At 61.5% G+C, this 18592-nt stretch carries 20 protein-coding genes; 8 read left to right on the top strand and 12 right to left on the bottom strand.

Going from position 1 to position 18592, the window contains the following annotated elements; translation table 11 throughout:
* Window positions 1-5: 5 nt before the first annotated feature.
* The 4 genes from metH to IZV00_RS00215 form a co-directional block, all read right to left on the bottom strand.
* The gene (gene metH / locus IZV00_RS00230; protein ID WP_196225254.1) at window positions 6-2603 is read right to left on the bottom strand and encodes a methionine synthase; all 2598 of its coding nucleotides are present in this window, start codon (window positions 2601-2603) and stop codon (window positions 6-8) included.
* 116 nt (window positions 2604-2719) lie between these two features.
* Window positions 2720-3766 (bottom strand): homocysteine S-methyltransferase family protein, encoded by a 1047-nt coding sequence (locus IZV00_RS00225; RefSeq protein WP_196225253.1) that lies wholly within the window; start codon window positions 3764-3766, stop codon window positions 2720-2722.
* The gene (gene metF / locus IZV00_RS00220) at window positions 3763-4698 is read right to left on the bottom strand and encodes a methylenetetrahydrofolate reductase (RefSeq protein ID WP_196225252.1); all 936 of its coding nucleotides are present in this window, start codon (window positions 4696-4698) and stop codon (window positions 3763-3765) included. The genes IZV00_RS00225 and metF overlap by 4 nt, the downstream gene beginning before the upstream one ends.
* Window positions 4695-5666, bottom strand: a complete 972-nt coding sequence (locus IZV00_RS00215; RefSeq protein WP_196225251.1) for an ArsR/SmtB family transcription factor — start codon at window positions 5664-5666, stop codon at window positions 4695-4697. The genes metF and IZV00_RS00215 overlap by 4 nt, the downstream gene beginning before the upstream one ends.
* Window positions 5667-5880: 214 nt before the next feature.
* Here IZV00_RS00215 and IZV00_RS00210 point away from each other — a divergent pair, with 214 nt between their 5' ends.
* On the top strand, window positions 5881-6108 hold the full coding sequence (locus tag IZV00_RS00210; RefSeq protein WP_196226429.1) for a circumsporozoite protein: 228 nt from the start codon (window positions 5881-5883) through the stop codon (window positions 6106-6108).
* A gap of 132 nt (window positions 6109-6240) precedes the next feature.
* On the opposite strand, the gene IZV00_RS00205 is transcribed toward IZV00_RS00210, so the two are convergent.
* Window positions 6241-6663, bottom strand: coding sequence for a glycine zipper 2TM domain-containing protein (locus tag IZV00_RS00205; RefSeq protein WP_196225250.1), 423 nt, complete (start codon window positions 6661-6663; stop codon window positions 6241-6243).
* Between the two features lie 276 nt (window positions 6664-6939).
* Between IZV00_RS00205 and IZV00_RS00200 the strand changes: the two genes are divergently transcribed.
* Window positions 6940-7941, top strand: a complete 1002-nt coding sequence (locus IZV00_RS00200; RefSeq protein WP_196225249.1) for an esterase-like activity of phytase family protein — start codon at window positions 6940-6942, stop codon at window positions 7939-7941.
* A gap of 122 nt (window positions 7942-8063) precedes the next feature.
* On the opposite strand, the gene rpmB is transcribed toward IZV00_RS00200, so the two are convergent.
* Complete coding sequence (gene rpmB, locus IZV00_RS00195) at window positions 8064-8357, bottom strand: 50S ribosomal protein L28 (RefSeq protein WP_196225248.1); 294 nt, start codon at window positions 8355-8357, stop codon at window positions 8064-8066.
* Window positions 8358-8512: 155 nt separating this feature from the next.
* Here rpmB and IZV00_RS00190 point away from each other — a divergent pair, with 155 nt between their 5' ends.
* Both IZV00_RS00190 and IZV00_RS00185 read left to right on the top strand, forming a co-directional pair.
* The gene (locus IZV00_RS00190) at window positions 8513-8734 is read left to right on the top strand and encodes a hypothetical protein (RefSeq protein WP_196225247.1); all 222 of its coding nucleotides are present in this window, start codon (window positions 8513-8515) and stop codon (window positions 8732-8734) included.
* A 39-nt stretch (window positions 8735-8773) separates the two neighbouring features.
* Window positions 8774-9232 (top strand): nucleoside deaminase, encoded by a 459-nt coding sequence (locus IZV00_RS00185; RefSeq protein WP_196225246.1) that lies wholly within the window; start codon window positions 8774-8776, stop codon window positions 9230-9232.
* Here IZV00_RS00185 and IZV00_RS00180 read toward each other — a convergent pair.
* A complete protein-coding gene (locus IZV00_RS00180) occupies window positions 9194-11095 on the bottom strand; it encodes a hypothetical protein (protein ID WP_196225245.1) in 1902 nt (633 codons plus the stop codon). The two genes, IZV00_RS00185 and IZV00_RS00180, sit on opposite strands and share 39 nt — an antisense overlap.
* A gap of 45 nt (window positions 11096-11140) precedes the next feature.
* On the opposite strand from IZV00_RS00180, the gene IZV00_RS00175 reads away from it, so the two are divergent.
* The gene (locus tag IZV00_RS00175; RefSeq protein WP_196225244.1) at window positions 11141-11557 is read left to right on the top strand and encodes a GtrA family protein; all 417 of its coding nucleotides are present in this window, start codon (window positions 11141-11143) and stop codon (window positions 11555-11557) included.
* Window positions 11558-11564: 7 nt separating this feature from the next.
* On the opposite strand, the gene IZV00_RS00170 is transcribed toward IZV00_RS00175, so the two are convergent.
* From IZV00_RS00170 to IZV00_RS00160, 3 genes are read right to left on the bottom strand one after another with little or no spacing between them, the layout of a single operon-like run.
* Window positions 11565-12365, bottom strand: a complete 801-nt coding sequence (locus IZV00_RS00170) for a LytR/AlgR family response regulator transcription factor (protein ID WP_196225243.1) — start codon at window positions 12363-12365, stop codon at window positions 11565-11567.
* Window positions 12362-13468: a sensor histidine kinase gene (locus tag IZV00_RS00165; protein ID WP_196225242.1), complete on the bottom strand. Its 1107-nt coding sequence runs from the start codon at window positions 13466-13468 to the stop codon at window positions 12362-12364. Before IZV00_RS00165 ends, IZV00_RS00170 begins: the two co-directional genes overlap by 4 nt.
* A 46-nt stretch (window positions 13469-13514) precedes the next feature.
* A complete protein-coding gene (locus IZV00_RS00160; RefSeq protein ID WP_196225241.1) occupies window positions 13515-13997 on the bottom strand; it encodes a winged helix-turn-helix transcriptional regulator in 483 nt (160 codons plus the stop codon).
* 111 nt (window positions 13998-14108) lie between these two features.
* Here IZV00_RS00160 and IZV00_RS00155 point away from each other — a divergent pair, with 111 nt between their 5' ends.
* The 3 genes from IZV00_RS00155 (at window position 14109) to rplL (ending at window position 17793) form a co-directional block, all read left to right on the top strand.
* The gene (locus IZV00_RS00155) at window positions 14109-16214 is read left to right on the top strand and encodes a RelA/SpoT family protein (RefSeq protein ID WP_196225240.1); all 2106 of its coding nucleotides are present in this window, start codon (window positions 14109-14111) and stop codon (window positions 16212-16214) included.
* Window positions 16215-16818: 604 nt separating this feature from the next.
* Window positions 16819-17334 (top strand): 50S ribosomal protein L10, encoded by a 516-nt coding sequence (gene rplJ, locus IZV00_RS00150; RefSeq protein WP_196225239.1) that lies wholly within the window; start codon window positions 16819-16821, stop codon window positions 17332-17334.
* Window positions 17335-17415: 81 nt separating this feature from the next.
* Window positions 17416-17793, top strand: a complete 378-nt coding sequence (rplL, locus tag IZV00_RS00145; protein WP_196225238.1) for a 50S ribosomal protein L7/L12 — start codon at window positions 17416-17418, stop codon at window positions 17791-17793.
* Window positions 17794-17926: 133 nt separating this feature from the next.
* Here the strand turns inward: rplL and IZV00_RS00140 are convergent, their stop codons facing one another.
* The gene (locus tag IZV00_RS00140) at window positions 17927-18202 is read right to left on the bottom strand and encodes an Hpt domain-containing protein (protein ID WP_196225237.1); all 276 of its coding nucleotides are present in this window, start codon (window positions 18200-18202) and stop codon (window positions 17927-17929) included.
* Window positions 18199-18567, bottom strand: a complete 369-nt coding sequence (locus tag IZV00_RS00135; RefSeq protein WP_230463237.1) for a response regulator — start codon at window positions 18565-18567, stop codon at window positions 18199-18201. The genes IZV00_RS00140 and IZV00_RS00135 overlap by 4 nt, the downstream gene beginning before the upstream one ends.
* Window positions 18568-18592 lie beyond the last annotated feature (25 nt).

Here is an 18592-nt window from a genome sequence, read left to right as displayed (position 1 = left end):
GCTCCTCAATCCAGATTGGGCCGCAACCAACGCTCTGCGGTTTCCAGATCAATCCCGCGCCGCTGAGCATAATCTTCCAGCTGGTCCCTGCCCACCCGCGCAACGCCGAAATATTCGGCCTGTGCGTGACCGAAGTAAAAGCCGCTGACCGCTGCGGTCGGCAGCATGGCGAAGCTCTCCGTCAATGTGATGCCCGTAGCATGATGCGCGTCCAGCATGTCGAACAGCAGCGGCTTCAGGCTATGCTCCGGACAAGCCGGATAGCCGGGCGCCGGGCGGATGCCACGATATTGCTCGCGGATCAGCGCCTCGTTGGTCAGCTGCTCGCCTTCCGCATAGCCCCATAGCGCCGTGCGGACATAATGATGCAGCCGCTCGGCAAAGGCTTCGGCCAGCCGATCCGCCAGCGCCTTCAGAAGAATGTCCGAATAATCATCGATCGCCGCCTTGAACCGCGCGAGATGCGGTTCGATGCCATGGATCGACACGGCAAAGCCGCCCATCCAGTCGCCATTGGGACTGATGAAGTCGGCAAGGCACATGTTCGCCCGCCCCTCGCGCTTGGCGATCTGCTGGCGCAACATCGGCAGCGTGACGTGCTTTTCATCCTCGACATGGACGATGATGTCGTCGCCCTCGCGGCGACAGGGCCACAGGCCCACGACCCCGCGCGCCGTCAGCCATTTCTCGCTGACGATCTTGTCCAGCATCTTCTGCGCGTCGTTGAACAGGCTGGTCGCGCTTTCGCCCACGACCTTGTCCTCAAGGATCGCCGGATAATTGCCAGCCAGTTCCCAAGCGCGGAAAAAAGGCGTCCAGTCGATATAGTTGATCAGGTCCTTGAGGTCCCAATCGGGGAAGCTGTGGATACCCGGCAGCAGCGGACGGGGCGCCTTCAGCGCCTCGTCCATTTCGAATGCGTTGGCACGGGCATCCTCGATCGACAGAAGCTGGCTCTGCCCCTTGCCTTCGCGCGCCTTGCGGACGTGGTCATAATCGTCCTTGGTCTTCTGGACGAAATCGGCCTTTTGCGTTTCCGACACGAGCGCCGTCGCCACGCCAACCGCGCGGCTGGCGTCCAGCACATGGACCACCGGCCCCGTAAACGCCGGATCGATGCGCAGCGCAGTATGCACGCGGGACGTGGTCGCGCCACCGATCAGCAGCGGCATGGTCATATTGGCGCGCTGCATTTCAGCCGCCACCGTCACCATCTCGTCGAGCGAAGGGGTGATGAGGCCGGAAAGCCCAATCATGTCCGCATCATTCTCGTTCGCCGCCTTGATGATGTCCTGCCAGGGCACCATCACGCCCATGTCGATCACTTCAAAGCCATTGCACTGAAGCACGACGCCGACGATGTTCTTGCCGATATCATGGACGTCGCCCTTGACGGTGGCCATGATGATCTTGCCCTTGCCCTTCGCGCCGGGCTCCTTCGATGCTTCGATGAAGGGCAGCAGGTGCGCGACCGCCTTCTTCATGACGCGGGCGGACTTCACCACCTGCGGCAGGAACATCTTGCCTGCCCCGAACAGGTCGCCGACGACATTCATGCCGTCCATCAACGGCCCTTCGATCACCTCGATCGGCTTCACGGCGGCCAGGCGGGCTTCCTCGGTATCCTCGACCACATACATGTCGATGCCCTTAACCAGAGCATGTTCCAACCGCTTGGCAACCGGCCAGCCCCGCCATTCCTCGGCAGCCTTTTCGGACGCCGCGTCCTTGCCCTTGAAGCTTTCGGCAAGCTCCACCAGCCGCTCGCCCGCCTCCGGGTCGCTATTCAGGAGCACATCCTCGCACGCCTTGCGCAGCGCGGGATCGATCGCGTCATAGACGTCGAGCTGCCCGGCGTTGACGATCGCCATGTCCAGCCCCGCCGGAATGGCGTGGTAGAGGAACACCGAGTGCATCGCCCGGCGCACCGGCTCATTGCCACGGAAAGAGAAGCTGAAGTTCGACAGGCCACCTGAGATGTGGACGTGGGGACAGCGCGCCTTGATCTCGCGGCAGGCTTCAATGAAGTCTACGCCGTAATTATTATGCTCCTCGATCCCCGTCGCCACGGCAAAGATATTCGGATCGAAGATGATGTCCTCCGGCGGAAAGCCGATCGACATCAGCAGCTTGTAGGCGCGCTCGCAAATCTCGACCTTGCGGTCCTTCGTGTCCGCCTGCCCGGTCTCGTCGAAAGCCATGACGACCACCGCCGCGCCATAGGCCATGCACAGCCGTGCATGATGCAGGAAAGCTTCCTCGCCCTCCTTCATGCTGATCGAGTTCACGATCGGCTTGCCCGACACGCATTTCAGCCCCGCCTCGATCACTTCCCATTTGGAAGAGTCGATCATCACCGGCACCCGGCTGATATCCGGCTCCGACGTCATGAGTTTCAGGAAAGTCGTCATCGCCTCCACGGCGTCGAGCAACCCCTCGTCCATGTTCACATCGACGATCTGCGCGCCATTCTCCACCTGATCGCGGGCGATATCGATGGCGGCTGCATAGTCGCCCGCCATGATCAGCTTCTTGAACTTGGCCGATCCGGTGACGTTGGTGCGCTCACCGATGTTGACGAAAGTGGCGGTCGATTGGGTCATTTCATTCTCTTCCCCCCTCCCGCAAGCGGGAGGGGCCGGGGGTGGGCTGTCTTGGAGCGGCGCCTGGACCGGCCCACCCCCTAACCCCCTCCCGCCTGCGGGAGGGGGAATATCTTTTACGCCGCGATGTGCATGGGCTCCAGCCCAGCCAACCGCGTCACTACCGGCAGTTCCGGCACAACACGCGGCTTATGCCCCGCCAGCGCCTTCGCCACCGCACCGATATGCGCGGGCGTCGTGCCGCAACAACCGCCGACCATATTGACCAGCCCCTCATCCACCCACTGACGGATGAGCGAAGCCGTCGTCTCCGGCAACTCGTCATATTGCCCCAATTCATTGGGCAGCCCCGCATTGGGATAGGCCAGGATCAGCGTATCGGCATTCTTGGCCAGCTCGCTCAAATAAGGCCGCAGCAAATCCGCCCCGAATGCGCAATTCACCCCGATGGTCAGCGGCTTCAAATGCCGCAGCGAATACCAGAAGGCGTTGATCGTATGCCCCGACAGGTTGCGCCCCGACATATCGGTTATGGTAAAGCTCAGCATCAACGGCACGGGCCGCCCGGCCGCCGCCTCGGCCTCCCGCGCCGCCATGCCCGCCGCCTTGGCATTGAGCGTGTCGAAGCAGGTCTCGACCAGCAGGAAATCCACCCCACCCTCGATCAACGCGTCGCACTGTTCGCGATAGTCGGCCTTCAGCGTGTCATAATCGACCTCGCGATAGGCCGGGTCGTTCACATCCGGCGAGATCGACAACGTCTTGTTGGTCGGCCCGATGGACCCTGCAACAAAGCGCGGACGTCCATCCTTCGCCGTTGCCGCCTCGCAAGCCTTGCGGGCGATCTGCGCAGCGGCGATGTTGATCTCCCGCACCAGATGCTCGCAGCCATAATCGGCCATCGCGATCTTGGTGGAGCTGAAGGTGTTCGTCTCGATCATGTCCGCCCCGGCGTCCAGATAGGCGGTATGAATGCCCTCGACGATGTCAGGCCGCGTCAGGCACAGGAGGTCGTTATTCCCCTTCTGATCCTTCGCCAGATCGAGCGACCCGCGATAATCCGCCTCGGTCAGCCCGTGCTTCTGGATCGACGTGCCATAGCCGCCGTCGAATATCATGATCTTCTCCGCCGCCACGGCGCGGAAGCGTTCCTCGGCGGTCATGCCGTCTTCTCCAAAGTAGCGGGCCTCAAGCCGAGCAAATGGCAGATCGCATAGCTCAGCTCCGCCCGGTTGAGCGTATAGAAATGAAAGTCCCGCACCCCGCCCGCATAGAGCTTGCGGCACAATTCCGCCGCCAGCGTCGCGGACACCAGCTGGCGTGCGGCGGGCAGATCGTCCAGCCCCTCGAACAGCTTGCCCATCCAGCCTGGCACATCGGTATTGCACATGGCCGACATGCGCTGAACCGCCGCAAAATTGCTCACCGGCATGATGCCCGGAATGATGTCCGCTGTAATGCCAGCAGCCGCCGCCGTGTCACGAAAGCGGAAGAAGGTTTCCGGTTCAAAGAAGAATTGCGTGATCGCTCGGCTAGCACCCGCGTCCAGCTTGCGCTTTAAATTGTCGATGTCGCTCTGGGCGCAGGACGCGTCAGGGTGCGTCTCCGGATAAGCGGCCACCGAAATCTCGAACGGGTGACGCTTGCGCAGGCCCTCGACCAGTTCCGCTGCGCCCTTGTAACCCTCAGGATGCGGCTGAAACTTCGTGCCCGCTTCCGGCGGATCGCCGCGCAGGGCGACGATATGGCGCACGCCCGCTTCCCAATAGGCGTCCGCCACCGCGTCGATCTCGGCCTTGCTCGCCGCAACACAGGTCAGGTGCGCAGCAGCCGACAACGGCGTTTCCTTCGCGATCCGCGCCACCGTATTGTGCGTCCGCTCGCGCGTCGAACCGCCAGCGCCATAAGTCACCGACACGAACTTTGGCGCGAGCGGCGTCAACGTCTCGATCGCCGACCACAGCTGCTCTTCCATCTTCTCCGTCTTGGGCGGGAAGAATTCAAAGCTCACATTCAGATCGCCTGCCAGATCGGCGTAGAGCGGCGCTTGCCAAGCCCGCGCGGTCTCTTCGACGGATGGAAAGCTCAAGGTCATAGGGAAACTCGTCCTTCGATGGGCAGGATGCGCGCGCCCCGGCGGCGGCCCAGCCATAATACTACAGTCAATTCCTGGCCGGGCAGCACCTCCACCCGTTCCAGCTCCAAGCCTGCATCCGCAAACCAGCTTTCGATCTGCTCGTCCGAAAAGCCAAGCCGCGCATGTTGATCGCGCAGCCGCAATTCTTCCCGCTCATGCGCCGCGAAATCGGCGATCAGCACCCGGCCCCCTGCCCCGGTGACGCGCGCCGCTTCCGCAATCACTGCTTCGGGCGCCTGCGCATAATGCAGAACCTGATGCAAAACCACGGTGTCCACGCTCCCCGGCTCCAGCGGCAGGGCGCCGAAGTCACCCAGCACCAACGCATATTTGTCACCTGCATCGGCAGGCAGCTTGGCCCGCGCCAGCCGCAACATATCGGGGCTGCGGTCAAGCGCCGTAACCTGATCCGCCGACCGCCCGAACAGCTCGATCATCCTGCCCGTGCCGGTGCCGATATCGAGCAGATGACCGATGGTTTCAGCACTCAAAAGCGCGGTCATGGCCGCTTCGACATCGACATCGGGCACGTGCAGCGACCGGATCGCGTCCCATTCCTCGGCATGTTCCGCAAAATAGCTTTCCGCCGCCCGCGACCGATCCGCACGAACCGCCGCCAGCCGGGCAAGGTCCGCCTTCTGCCACAAATCTTCGCTTTCCGACGGCACCAGCTGATCGAACAGGGTCAGGAAAGGCGCCATGGCCTCGCCCCTGACCAGCCGCAGGAAAACCCAATTGCCTTCCTTGCGCCGTTCGACCAGACCCGCCTCCGCAAGGATACGGACATGGCGGGACACGCGCGGCTGGCTCTGCCCCACGACCTGCGCGATTTCACCGACCGCAAGCTCCATGGCGCGCAGCAGATAGATGATGCGCAGCCGCGTCGGATCGCCAAGGGCGCGAAAGATGTCGAGTGCGGCGCTCATGACATGTCATATAAAGAAATCTTTATATACGTCAATGGGTCTACCGCCCTTCAAACAGGCCTTGGAAGTGTAAGCCCGGAAATTGGCGAGTCGCACTATGGGGATTGCCTTGAGTGATCCAAGGCATTACGAATCGGCCCCGCAGGCGCAATGGGGGGTGAACTTTTCTCCGAGAGTGGTCTGCGACGTTTTTATCTCTGAGAGGGGTTTGCCCATGTCCAAGTCGATTGCTCTTTCGCTCGTTCTCGCCGCTTCGCTCGGCCTCGCTGCTTGCTCGAAGAGCGAAGACAATGCCGCCAATGCTTCGGCCAACGCTGCTGAGAACGCTTCGAATGCTGCTGACAACGCCATGAACGCTGCCGAGAATGCTGCTTCGAACGCCAGCAACGCCGCTTCGAACGCCAGCAACGCTGCATCGAACGCTGCCGCAAACGCGATGTAATTCCCGTCTCGGGATTTTTGGAAACAGGGCCGCCCGGCAACGGAGCGGCCCTTTTCTTTTGGGCCGCGTGGTTTCAATGAAAAGGGCCGCCCTTTTGGGGCAGCCCTATTCTATCCAGCATCGGGTGATTGATCAGCAGTCCCGATCGATCGCCCGGCCAGCCAGCGCACCTACGCCCGCGCCGAGAATCGCGCCCGTGGTGCCATCACCACGGCGGCCGTAGCGGCCACTGCCCTTGCCGATCTCATTGCCGAGCAGGCCGCCGGCGATTGCGCCTATGATCGTGCCGCCCGTGCCATTGTCCCGGCAGCGATAGCCACCACGATAGCCGCCGCGATAGCCACGATAATAATTGTCGCGATAGTAGCGGTCGCCACGATAGCCGCGATAATAATCACCCCGGTATCCACGATAGCCCCGATCGCCGCGATAATAGTCGCCGCGATCATAACGGCCCCAGCCGTCACGGGCCTGGGCCGGCGCGGCGGTTACAGCCAGGGAAGCAACGCCCATTGCCAGCGCGGCCCCCATATTGATCAGAAACTTGGTCTTCATGGCGTGCTCCTCAATCATCTCTTTACCGACTCCGGCGCGTCTCCGCCGCCCCATCGATTGCACCCCTTTTGACCGATTCGCATTGAGCCAAGCCTGAATGGGCGTGTCAGCCACCGTTCAGATAAAAAAGCACCATCCCCAGCCGGTTGCCGCTCATCGAGGGTGGGCCTGGACGCTCATCACCGTAATGGAAAATTGGCCCCTGTCCCGCAAGCGAACAGCGTATATGAACAATCAGCCGTTGGTCCGACAGGCTGGATTGCCTATGGCGGGGCGATGCGCCGTATCCTGATCGTCCTGCTGCTTGCGATCCTGCTTTTGCCGGCGCCGCACAAGAACAAGCCTGAACTATTTGGGCCTGGTCCACTGCTCGTTACCGCGCGCGCCCTGCCACTAAACGCGTCCGATCCGGCTGTTCACAGCATCGGCGCTCTCGATTATCTGGGAGGCTGGCAACTCAGCAGCCCGCACCATGGATTTGGCGGCATCTCATCCCTGCTGGTAGATCAGCAGGGACAGGTGCTGGCGTTGAGCGATTCCGGCACTCTGATGGGTTTCGCGGTCAGACCTGCAATCGACAACCGCCATCCTTTCATCGCCCCCCTGCCAATCAGGGCGCAGGACGCATCTCAGCCGTGGTGGGCGTGGGATTCAGAGGCAATGGCGCATGATCCGGAATCGGATCGCTACTGGGTCGGCTTTGAGATGCTTCAGCGCATCTGCCGCTACGCCCCCGGCTTTTCGCGCGTCGAAAACTGCCGCACCTGGCCGGAGATAGAGGCCTGGCCGGAAACGGGTTCGATCGAATCCATGGTGCGCCTACCCGATGGGCGCTTCCTCGTGATCGCGGAAATGGGGATGACGGCGGATGGAAGCCATGACACGCTGCTCTTTGCCGGAGACCCGGCGGAGCAAAGCACCGCATCGCCCATGCACCTTCGCTATGTAGCGCCGCGAGGCTATCGTCCTACGGATGCCGTCGCTCTGGATGACCGGCACATTCTGGTTCTCAATCGCCGCGTGACGCTGCGCGATCTGTTCACGGCCACTCTGGCCCTCATAGAGCTGCCATCCCATCCGAAATACGGCGATCGGTTGACCGCCCGCACGATCGCCCGTCTTGCTCCGCCCCTGCTGGCCGATAACTTCGAAGGGCTGGCTATCACGCGCGAGGCCGGGCGCATTATCGTGTGGATCGTGTCAGACGATAATCATGAATTTTTTCAGCGCACCCTGCTGCTGAAATTCGCGCTGCGCGGGGCGCCCCGCGACCGTTGAGAAAAAAACGGTATCAGGCAGCGCCGCACATGCGGGAATGATGCGCGGGCGCATCCTCCCGGCACGCAAAAAAGCGGCCCGTTACCAGGCCGCTTCTTAAAGCCGAAACGAATCGAACCGAATCAGGCGGCCGGAGCAGCCTGCTTCTTGACGATGTCGCGCTTCAGACGGCGCGCCTTCAGCGACAGCTTGTCGTCGTTGGTCTTCAGCAGCCAGTTGTCCAGCCCGCCATTATGTTCAACCGAACGCAGGCCATGCGTCGACACGCGCAGCTTGACGGTGGTTTCCAGCGTTTCGGAAATCAGCGACACATTCTGCAAGTTGGGCAGGAACACGCGCTTCGTCTTGTTATTGGCGTGGGAAACATTGTGACCCACCTGGCGGCCCTTGCCGGTCAGCTCGCAAATGCGCGACATAGTCAATCAACCTTGTAGTTCATGTTCGTTCGGAAAGCGGCGCCAGTAGCGGGATTCCGGAAAGCCGTCAACCCGCCCACCGGCCAGATCGGATCGCTTTCGCAACCCTTTCCACGGCTCGGACGTTTGCAGCCGATAGACGAAAGGAGGGCGCAATGCGACTCATTGGTGGCTTGTTGGTGATTGTTTTGCTGGTGCTGGCCGCTGGCATCGCGACCGGCTTCATCGACCTGCAAAAGACCCAGGAGGGCAGCCTGCCCAAAATCGCCGTGGAAGGCGGGCAAATGCCGAAGTTCCAGGCCGACGTAGCCAAGGTCGAAGTGGGCACGCGGAACGAAACCGTCGAAGTACCGACCGTCGATGTGAAGAAGCCCTGATCATTTTATAGACGATAGCTATGCTGTAAGGGCTGGCGGATGGCACCGCCCTTTCCGCTTCCCGAACCCATGCGCCGCGCGCTCGAACTCGCACGCGCGGCCGAACTTGCGGGCGAGGTGCCGATCGGCGCCGTCGTCACGCTCGACGGACGGATCATTGGCGAAGGAGAAAATCGCAACCGGCGCGACTGCGACCCGACCGCCCATGCCGAAATCGTCGCGCTTCGCGCTGCGGCGGAACGGCTGGGCGATTTCCGCCTCACCGGCTGCGATCTTTGGGTAACGCTGGAACCCTGCCCGATGTGCGCGGGCGCCATATCCCACGCGCGCATCGCCCGGCTTTATTATGGTGCTGCCGACCCCAAGGGCGGAGCGGTCGAGCAAGGCCCCCGACTTTTCACCCAGCCCCAATGCCTGCACCGCCCTGAAGTCTATGGCGGACTGGGCGAAGCGGAAGCGTCAGCGCTGCTGCGTGACTTTTTCGCTGCCCGCCGCTGAATAGTCGATGCGATAGAGGGTGTAGGGCAATGTGAAGCCGCTCTTCAACGCCACGGGGTGCAGCCAGCCGGGAACATCGCCCCGCATCAACCCCGCATAAAAGCCGCGCGGGCTACGGGATTGGTAAACCGTCCCTTCCGGAAAGCCGGGGCAGATCAGCAGGTAGGTCGCATGATGCCGCGCGGCGATCGGCCGGAATGCGTCCGCCGATCCGTCGAAGGCATGATGCAGGTCCAGGATAACCGTGCCATTGCGATGATAGGGACCCGCGATCGCGCTATGATGCGTGGTTGCGATCAGGCGCGGCCCCAGGTCCACCATCGTGAAAATGGTAGCGGAAGGAAGCTGGTTCAGCACCTCCAGCGCTGGCAGAGACCGGCAGCGGCCATTGGCCTTGCTGATCGACTGTAGTCGAGTCTTCGCCGCCGGGCGTTGTACTTTGGGCTTCTCACCAGTCACGCTGACCCACAACTGATTGATCTGCGGATAAAGCGGCGTCGCGAACGCTGCTACGGCAAGCAGTGCGGCTCCGACGATGCCGACCACACGCGCAAGAGGCCTGCCGAAGAATATAAGCTGAAGCACACGGTGCGCTGCCCAAGCCGCCGGTGGGATGGCGAGCAGCTGCGCCGCTGGTCCGGCCCGCAACTGCCAAAAGAGAAGCGCCGTCGAGAATAGCATCATCAGCCCGACCGTCGCCCAGGCCCACAGCCGGTCGCTGTCACGCCGCGACTCCCAAAGCGCCCAGATCAGTCCGAACAGCCCCGCAACCGGAATGGCCATCAGCGGCACGATCAGGCTCCACGCCTGAACCGTGATCGGCTTGGCCTCACGAATATTGGCGAGCCACAGCCGCTCCAGTTCCGGCGAAATCTGATAGGCGCCCGTCAGGCATTGCGGCCAATTGAGCCATGCAAAGGCCGCGACGGCGCCCCCCACCAGCACGCCAGCGCACAGCCGGGCCTGCCAGCTGCGTAGTGGCAGCAGCGCCAGCAGTGTCATGCCCGCGCCCACTGCCCCGAATATGGCGACCCAGATAGGCGAGATAGCGTCGCACACCATCTGCCGGTTCGCGTAGCTGGCAAAGAGCAGGAACAGGATGGAAACCGAGCCAGCAAGGCTCAGCGCATAGGGCAGCATCCGCCTCGCCGCGCCTTCCTTGAATACCCAACGAAGCGCTATCAGCGCCCCGCCCGCCGCCAGATAGACGATCATCTCCATGCCGATGGTGATCGACAACGCGCTGCTCACCCCCGCCACGATGCCGCCGCGCAGCCAGTTGCGGTCGATCAGCCCCGCGAGCATCAGTACCGTCAAGGCCAGCTGCCACCCATGATGATCGATCCGCATCGGCAGGAACATGCTGATGCCCATCTGCGCCGCGAAGGGCGCCAGGGCGGCCAGTATCCAGCCATTGCCTCCAGCAAGGCGGCGCGCGATGAAGCCGAGCCCCAGCATCAGCGGCAATAACGGGATCATCGGCGCAATCGCGCAGGCCAGCCGATCCGCCAGCCCCTGCTCCAGAAACGCGCGGAAGAACAGCATCAGCGCCGCGATCGGCAGATCGACCAGCCGTGACCAGTGAATGTTGAACCCGGCAGGCGGATCAAGCCGATATTGCCTCAGATCGTACCAGCCCTGCCCCGCCAGCCAGTCCTTGACCTGCAAGTACCGTATGTTGTCATCGGTATCGTTAAGCGTCAGCCAGTGGATGGCAGGCCAGCGCGAATAGAGCAGCCAGGTCACGGCCGCGACCCAGATGAGGAAGGTCAGCCATTTCCAATGCACCTGCGCCCAGGCAGACGTCCAGACCAGGGCGCGCCGGGATCTTTCCCGCAGGGTGAAGCCGCTTTGCAAGTTCATGGCCGGTGGATTAGAGCGTTCGCATCAAATCGCAACGGGGCCTTCATGAAATTGCTGTCACGTCTGACGCCGGAACGGCAGGCCCTGTTCTGGCAGATCGTGCGATATGGCCTCAGCGGCCTGTTCATCACAGCCTGCCAGGCCACCATCTACTGGACGCTCGCGGCTCTGGCCGGATGGCATCCGCAGCTTGCCAACACGACTGGTTATGTGGCGGCGGTGATGATCGGCTATGTCACCCACAGCCTCTTCACCTTCCGTGATCAGGATAGCGACGGGAACCATGCGGCGCGCGGCGTCAAGTTCGTGGCCGTGTCCCTGCTTAGCTATGCTTTGAACGCCCTCTGGGTCTTCCTCTGCGTCACCCATATGAAATGGCCGGAATGGTCGCCCATCCCGGCCATGATATTCGTGACGCCAGCAGTGGTGTTCGGCCTCAACCGCCAATGGGTGTTCCGCTAGGCGCGCGTCAATGGACGAAGCGGGCCACCACATCCCTGTATGACCGGCTGACCTTCACCTGAGCGCCTGATTCCAGCACCAGGAAGCATTCGCCGTTGGTGTGCGGCTTCACCTGCCGCACTTGGCTGAGGTTCACGATGGTCGACCGATGCACCCGCTGGAAATTGCGCGGGTCGAGCCGCTTCTCCAGATCCTTCATCGTCTCGCGCAGGATGAGCGAATTATCCGCCGTATAGATGCACATATAGTCGCCCGCAGCGTCAATCCGCTCGATCGAGTCGACATCGACGCGGAAAATCTGACCCCGGTCCTTGATGTTGATGAGCTTCTCGAACCGATTTGAAGACGGCGCCTCTTCATCCGCGTTGAAATCGTTCATGGCATCGGGAGCGACCTCCGCCAGCACCTCGCGCAGCTTCTCCGCTTCCTGCACCTGCTTCTTTTCCGACAGGCGCTGACGCACGCGGTCCAGCGCGTCGGCAAGCCGCCCTTCATCCACCGGCTTCATGAGGTAATCCACCGCCTGCGCCTCAAAAGCGCGAATCGCATGATCGCTATAAGCGGTGCAGAAGATGAACAGCGGCGGCTCGACTTCCATAAGGCCCTGAACGACGGAAAAGCCATCGAATCCCGGCATCTGAATGTCGAGGAACACAAGGTCGGGTTTATGCGTCTTTATCGCGCGGATGGCTTCGCGGCCATTCGAGCAGGTTTCAACAATTTCGACATCCTCATGCGCTTCCAGACGGAGCTTGAGGCCTTGAATAGCCAGGCTTTCGTCATCGACGAGGATTGTTCTGATGGTCATGCGGCCACTTTCGATGGTTCATCCAGATTAAGCGGCATTTCGATATGGACCGAAAATCCGCTTGGCGTGGAACGCGTTTCAAAGCTCTGTCGTTCCCCGAACGCCTGAATCAGGCGGTCACGGATATTCGCCAGGCCAACGCCTGTTCCCTCGCTCATGGGGATGTTCGGGCGAGTGAACCCCTCGTTCAATCCCGGGCCGCTATCCGATACGACGATCCGAACATTTTCACCGGCAGGCTGCGCCGTGATGGAGATTTCGGCGCCTTCTTCCTTGGGGGTGACCGCATATTTGATGGCATTTTCCACCAGCGGCTGGAGCAGCAGGGAAGGCAATCGCGACTGCGCGACGGCCGGATCGATGTTGAATACCGGCCGCAAGCGGTCCTCGAACCGCATCTTCTCAATCTCCAGATAGAGTTTGAGCGTTTCAACCTCCTGCTCGATCGTCACCTGCGCCGTGGGTTCATTGATCAGGGTATAGCGCAAAAAGGACGACAGGCGTGAGAGCATCGCGTTGGCGCGATCCGTCTGCTTCAAAAGCACCAGCGTCGATATGCTGTTCAGCGTATTGAACAGGAAATGCGGATTGAGCTGATAGCGCAACATCGCCAGTTGCGCGCTCGACGCCTGATTTTCCAGATGCAGCAGCTGGTCCGCCTGCTCCTCCACCTGAAGGTAGAAGTTGATGGCGTAGTAAAGCGCCGACCAGGCACCCAGCAGCGTTATGCTGAGATAAAAGGCGCCAAGGAAGAGTTGTAGCCCCGCCGTTTCGCTTGCCCGGTTCTGGGTCGAAAAAACCCAGGCGTCGATAAAGGCGACCAGTCCAGCCGCCATTACCACGGTAACGATCGACGCGCCCCAGGTGATGATCGGCCGCTGTCGTTGCAGAAATCGGAAGATGACCGCGATGAGCAGGGTAACCGAATAGCCCGACACGGTGGAAATCATCACCGGGATCAGGCTGGAAAGCGGTTGCCCATTGGCGATGGTGGACGAGCCGCGCAGCAGAAAAGCTCCCGCCCATCCGACAGATTGCAGATTCCAGAAAGCGCGGTTCTTGTCAGCGAAAAAGGGCTGAGGCTGAATAGGTTGAACAGACATCGCCGCCAGCCTAGGCGAATTCAGGTTCAGGGTGAAGCCACCCAAGTTACGCCGCCGTAGCAGCTTCCTGATCCATCGGCGTGACCTCGTCGGGGCAAAGCCAGACAAGGTCCCTTAATTCCAGCGGTCGGCCGTCATGCGCCTGAATCGTCACCCGGCGTATCGGCTGGCCATCGCGCTTGTCGGCCAGCACCTGGCAAGACGGCGATCCGCATCCCCATTTCTCACCCCATTGACGCAATGCGATCATGACCGGGGCCAACTCCTGCCCCTTTTCCGTCAAGCGATATTCGATCTTGCGCCGGTCGCACTGCATCGGCTGACGCAGCATGATCCCATTCTCGACCAGCCGCGAAAGCCGGTTCGCCAGAATGTTGCGCGCAATGCCGAGCGACGACTGAAAATCCTCAAAATGCCGGATGCCCGACAATGCGCCGCGCAGGATGAGAAACGACCAGCGCTCGCCCATCGCTTCCAACGCGCTGGGGAGCGCGCACTGTTCCAGGTCCTGCGCCAGATTATGTTTCATCGTCCGTCTAGATAGCTCAAAGCCACAGCCCATGCAAAAGAGCAGCCATTTTGTCCAAAGATGGGATTTTTTTGTTGCACAGCAAGATGCTTCCCGGACAATCGGGTCACGATGCTGCGTCAATATGAACTTGTTGAGCGGGTGAAGCGCTACGATCCGGATGCGGACGAGGCGATGATCAACCGCGCCTATGTCTTCTCCGTCCAGAAACACGGGTCCCAGAAGCGCGCCAGCGGCGACCCCTATTTCAGCCATCCGATTGAAGTCGCGGGTATTTTGACGGATTTCAGCCTGGACGACCAGACCATCGTCACGGCCCTGCTGCACGACACGATCGAGGACACGCTCGTCACCTATGACGAGATCGAAAGCGCGTTTGGCAAGGACGTCGCCAAGATGGTCGATGGCGTCACCAAGCTGTCGAAGATCGAGGCGATGTCGGAAAATGAGCGGGCGGCGGAAAATCTCCGCAAATTCCTGCTCGCCATGTCGGACGACATTCGCGTGCTGCTGGTGAAGCTCGCCGACCGGCTTCACAATATGCGCACGCTGCATTTCATCAAGAATGAGACCAAGCGCCGCCGCATCGCCCGCGAGACGATGGACATCTATGCCCCGCTTGCAGAGCGGATTGGCATGTACGACTTCATGCGCGAAATGCAGTTGCTCGCCTTCCGGGAGTTAGAGCCGGAAGCCTATGACAGCATCACCAAGCGCCTCGAACAGCTGAAGGAAGGCGGCCACGACAAGGTCGATCGCATCGGTGCGGAGTTGCAGCTGCTGCTCGGCGGCAAGAACCTGTCCGTCACCGTGTCAGGCCGCGAAAAGCACCCCTATTCCATCTGGAAGAAGATGCAGGAAAGGCACATCAGCTTCGAACAGCTGACCGACGTCATGGCCTTCCGCGTCATCACCGAAACAACAGAAGATTGCTACCGCGCGCTCGGGGTCATTCACCAGACCTACAAAATGGTGCCGGGCCGGTTCAAGGATTACATCTCCACGCCCAAGCGCAACGGCTACCGCTCGTTGCACACCACGGTGATCCATCAGGATAACGCCCGGATCGAGGTGCAGATTCGCAGCCGCGACATGCACAACGACGCCGAACTCGGCCTGGCGGCGCACTGGGCCTACAAGCAGAAAGGCGACGCGGCGGATCATCATGCGGCATGGCTGCGCGACCTCGTCGAAATCCTGGAGCAAAGCCAGGATGCGGACGAGCTGCTCGAACATACCCGCATGGCGATGTATCAAGACCGCATCTTCGCCTTCTCCCCCAAGGGCGAGCTGCACCAGCTACCCAAGGGGTCGACGCCGGTGGACTTCGCCTATGCCGTCCATACCTCGCTGGGCAACCAGACGGTTGGCGCCAAGGTAAACGGCCGCGTCGTGCCGTTGCGCACCAGCCTTGAAAATGGCGATCAGGTCGAAATCCTGAAATCGGAAGGACAGGAGCCGCAGCCGGGCTGGCTGACCTTCGCCATCACCGGCAAGGCCCGCGCCGCGATCCGTCGCTATATTCGGCAGAAACAGCGCGGCGAGGAAGTCGCACTGGGTGAGAAGCTCTATGAGGAGATCATCGGCCGCTTCTCGCCCGAACTGGCAAGCGAATTGGGTGACAAGGCGCTGAAGGCCGCCCTGAAACGGCTGAAGCTGGATGATCGCGCGTCTCTGATGGTGGCCATCGCCACCCATCGCCTGCTCGATTCAGAGGTGATGGAGGCTCTTATCCCCGGCTCCACCAGCGTAGATGGGATAGAGGAAGCGCATCCACGCCAGCACGCGCCCGTCTCGATCCGTGGCCTGACGCCCGGCATCGCCTATAATCTGGGCGACTGCTGCCACCCCGTACCCGGCGACCGCATCGTCGGCGTGCGCCGCACGGGCGAGCCGATCGAGGTGCACACCATTGACTGCCGGTCGCTCGAAGCCGGGCAGGATGACGATTGGGTGGACCTCAGCTGGGACAGCAAGTCCAAGGGCGGCACCGCGCGGCTCCAGGTCATCGTCAAGAACCAGCCCGGCGCGCTCGCCGCCGTCGCCAACGTATTCGGGGCGACCAAGGCGAACATCCTAAACCTCCAGCTGGTAAATCGCGAAGGGCCGTTCCACACCGACATCATCGATCTGGAAGTCAACGACGCCCAGCACCTGAACCGCATCCTCTCAGCATTGCGAGCACTGGACGCGGTAGTGCAGGCAGACCGGGTTTAGGACAGCATTACCTCCCCCTCCCGCAAGCGGGAGGGGGCCGGGGGGTGGGCTAGCGCAACGTCAGCGTCGTTTTCCAAGGCCCCCTCTGCCTCGCCCCACCTGTATCCCCCAAACCACACCCCCACAAAAAACCATCCTATTTCCCCGACACCCTCTCAATTCCGCTGTCCTACACAGCCCCAACCTGCCTATCCCCAGCCGTCTTTGAAACGTCGAACCGCTCCCCACGACGCCCACGCGCGCCCGGGCACGCGCGCGCATATGGTGTGAACTTCGGGACAAAAATGGCGCTTTTCCGCCATTCCCTACGTCACTTTCAACTTTCGCGTGACAGGAAACCTCCAATTCTGTACAGGCCCCCGCAGCAGACCCTTCGGGGTCTTCCGTCCGAGACAGTCGGTGAAGGGAATTTGCCCTTCTTAATTTCCGGCCTAGACGGGGAAAAGCTCTTTACCGGCCGGGCCTTGTGCCCTGTCCGGGTCTGCCTGTTCTCCTCAAGGGATACGGGCCAGTCGATCTCTCCCCTTCGGACTTTAAGTGCCCCGCGTTCGCGCGGGTTTTAGTCGTTTGCTGGTTCGCCAGCGAACATGAAGTGGAGAATGGCATGGATCGTAATCAGAAAGCTGAGGTCGTTTCCGCGCTGAACGCACATCTGGCAGAAGTTGGCGTGGTCGTCGTGACCCGCAACCTCGGGCTGACGGTCGCCCAGTCGACCCAGCTGCGTCAGAAGATGCGGGAAGCCGGTGGCACCTACAAGGTTACGAAGAACCGCCTCGCCAAGATCGCCTTTGAAGGCACCAGCTACACCAACCTCAGCGACCTGCTGACTGGTCCGGTTGGCCTCGCCTCCTCTGCCGATCCGGTTGCAGCCGCCAAGGTTGCAGTCGATTTCGCCAAGACCAACGACAAGCTTGAGATCGTTGGCGGCGCAATGGGCGAAGTGCTGCTGAACGCGGAGGGCGTCAAGGCGCTCGCCTCGATGCCGTCGCTGGATGAACTGCGTGCGAAGATCGTTGGGCTGCTCGTTGCACCCGCGACCAAGCTCGCGACCGTCACCCAGGCACCGGCTGCGCAGCTCGCGCGGGTCTTCAACGCCTATGCGGAAAAGAACGCGGCCTAATCGCCGCGGTCCTACCGACAAGACAGGTTATCAACTTTCAATTGAGGGGCTCATGCCCCGCCCAGAAGGGAATATAGTAACATGGCAGACATCAACGCACTGGTCGATCAGCTTTCGGCCCTCACCGTCCTCGAAGCCGCTGAGCTTTCGAAGGCTCTGGAAGAAAAGTGGGGCGTTTCGGCCGCCGCTGCCGTCGCCGTCGCTGGCCCCGCCGCTGGCGCCCCGGCTGCTGCCGCTGCTGAAGAGCAGACCGAATTCGACGTGATCCTGACCGGCGACGGTGGCAAGAAGATCAACGTCATCAAGGAAGTTCGCGGCATCACCGGCCTCGGCCTGACCGAAGCCAAGGCGCTCGTCGAAGGCGCGCCGAAGGCCGTCAAGGAAGGCGTCGGCAAGGACGAAGCCGAGAAGATCAAGAAGCAGCTGGAAGAAGCCGGCGCGACTGTCGAGCTCAAGTAATCGGCTTTGCTCCGCTTCGCGCGGAGCACCGATCCAGCTCAGCTGGAACATGGGCGGCGTCTTCGGATGCCGTCCTTTTTCTATACTGACACAGGCGCAGCAGCCTGTCTGAATGCTTCTGGATCAGTCGACCCTAAACGCGCCAAAGCGCTTCTATCAGCGCCTGCCCAAGCCCCTTTACGGCCGCATCATCAACACCCGCGTCCAAAGCCTCCTCCAACGCGGACGCATGACCGCCAATATCGACATAGCCGAAAATCCCCGCCACGCCCGCCAATCCATGGGCGAGATGCAAAAGGCGGGAGCGATCCCCGGCTTCGAGCGCCGAAATGATGGCACTCCGATCGGACGCGGCCCGCGCATGGAAGCGCTGTCGCAACTTCTGCATTTGCGCTTCGGCATCGCTCATGGCTCCAGCAATGCCCGCACGGTCCCCGCGAGGCTCATCGGGTCGAACGGCTTGGCAAGCACGGCTCGCGCGCCGAGGGCCTTGAGGTTCGTGACGTGCCGTGGATGCGTTTTGGCCGTGATGAATGCGACGGGAATTGTCACGGTGGCGGGGTCGACCTGCAACGCCGCCAAAGTCGCAGGCCCATCCATGCCCGGCATCATCACATCAAGCAGGATGAGAGCAGGCTGCCACTGTCTCGCCTGCTCCAGCGCTTCCGCACCCGAGGCCGCCGTTCGCACCTCGAACTCCGGGTCCAGCTCAAGCGACATCGCCGCGATCTCCCGCAGGTCCGCCTCGTCATCAACATAAAGAATGCGGGTCAACTCGGGCCTTTCTGTCAATTCGGCA

It is taken from the genome of Sphingobium sp. Cam5-1 (genome assembly GCF_015693305.1).
GTDB lineage: Bacteria > Pseudomonadota > Alphaproteobacteria > Sphingomonadales > Sphingomonadaceae > Sphingobium.
The sequence above is the reverse complement of the archived record's forward strand: the minus strand, read 5'-3'. Positions and strand labels throughout refer to the sequence as shown.

What these genes read in the sequence shown, in the direction of transcription:
- metH (WP_196225254.1), bottom strand. Translation starts at nt 2,603, where the DNA reads ATGACCCAATCGACCGCCACTTTCGTCAACATCGGTGAGCGCACCAAC.
- IZV00_RS00225 (WP_196225253.1), bottom strand. Translation starts at nt 3,766, where the DNA reads ATGACCGCCGAGGAACGCTTCCGCGCCGTGGCGGCGGAGAAGATCATG.
- metF (WP_196225252.1), bottom strand. Translation starts at nt 4,698, where the DNA reads ATGACCTTGAGCTTTCCATCCGTCGAAGAGACCGCGCGGGCTTGGCAA.
- IZV00_RS00215 (WP_196225251.1), bottom strand. Translation starts at nt 5,666, where the DNA reads ATGAGCGCCGCACTCGACATCTTTCGCGCCCTTGGCGATCCGACGCGG.
- IZV00_RS00210 (WP_196226429.1), top strand. Translation starts at nt 5,881, where the DNA reads ATGTCCAAGTCGATTGCTCTTTCGCTCGTTCTCGCCGCTTCGCTCGGC.
- IZV00_RS00205 (WP_196225250.1), bottom strand. Translation starts at nt 6,663, where the DNA reads ATGAAGACCAAGTTTCTGATCAATATGGGGGCCGCGCTGGCAATGGGC.
- IZV00_RS00200 (WP_196225249.1), top strand. Translation starts at nt 6,940, where the DNA reads ATGCGCCGTATCCTGATCGTCCTGCTGCTTGCGATCCTGCTTTTGCCG.
- rpmB (WP_196225248.1), bottom strand. Translation starts at nt 8,357, where the DNA reads ATGTCGCGCATTTGCGAGCTGACCGGCAAGGGCCGCCAGGTGGGTCAC.
- IZV00_RS00190 (WP_196225247.1), top strand. Translation starts at nt 8,513, where the DNA reads ATGCGACTCATTGGTGGCTTGTTGGTGATTGTTTTGCTGGTGCTGGCC.
- IZV00_RS00185 (WP_196225246.1), top strand. Translation starts at nt 8,774, where the DNA reads ATGGCACCGCCCTTTCCGCTTCCCGAACCCATGCGCCGCGCGCTCGAA.
- IZV00_RS00180 (WP_196225245.1), bottom strand. Translation starts at nt 11,095, where the DNA reads ATGAACTTGCAAAGCGGCTTCACCCTGCGGGAAAGATCCCGGCGCGCC.
- IZV00_RS00175 (WP_196225244.1), top strand. Translation starts at nt 11,141, where the DNA reads ATGAAATTGCTGTCACGTCTGACGCCGGAACGGCAGGCCCTGTTCTGG.
- IZV00_RS00170 (WP_196225243.1), bottom strand. Translation starts at nt 12,365, where the DNA reads ATGACCATCAGAACAATCCTCGTCGATGACGAAAGCCTGGCTATTCAA.
- IZV00_RS00165 (WP_196225242.1), bottom strand. Translation starts at nt 13,468, where the DNA reads ATGTCTGTTCAACCTATTCAGCCTCAGCCCTTTTTCGCTGACAAGAAC.
- IZV00_RS00160 (WP_196225241.1), bottom strand. Translation starts at nt 13,997, where the DNA reads ATGAAACATAATCTGGCGCAGGACCTGGAACAGTGCGCGCTCCCCAGC.
- IZV00_RS00155 (WP_196225240.1), top strand. Translation starts at nt 14,109, where the DNA reads ATGCTGCGTCAATATGAACTTGTTGAGCGGGTGAAGCGCTACGATCCG.
- rplJ (WP_196225239.1), top strand. Translation starts at nt 16,819, where the DNA reads ATGGATCGTAATCAGAAAGCTGAGGTCGTTTCCGCGCTGAACGCACAT.
- rplL (WP_196225238.1), top strand. Translation starts at nt 17,416, where the DNA reads ATGGCAGACATCAACGCACTGGTCGATCAGCTTTCGGCCCTCACCGTC.
- IZV00_RS00140 (WP_196225237.1), bottom strand. Translation starts at nt 18,202, where the DNA reads ATGAGCGATGCCGAAGCGCAAATGCAGAAGTTGCGACAGCGCTTCCAT.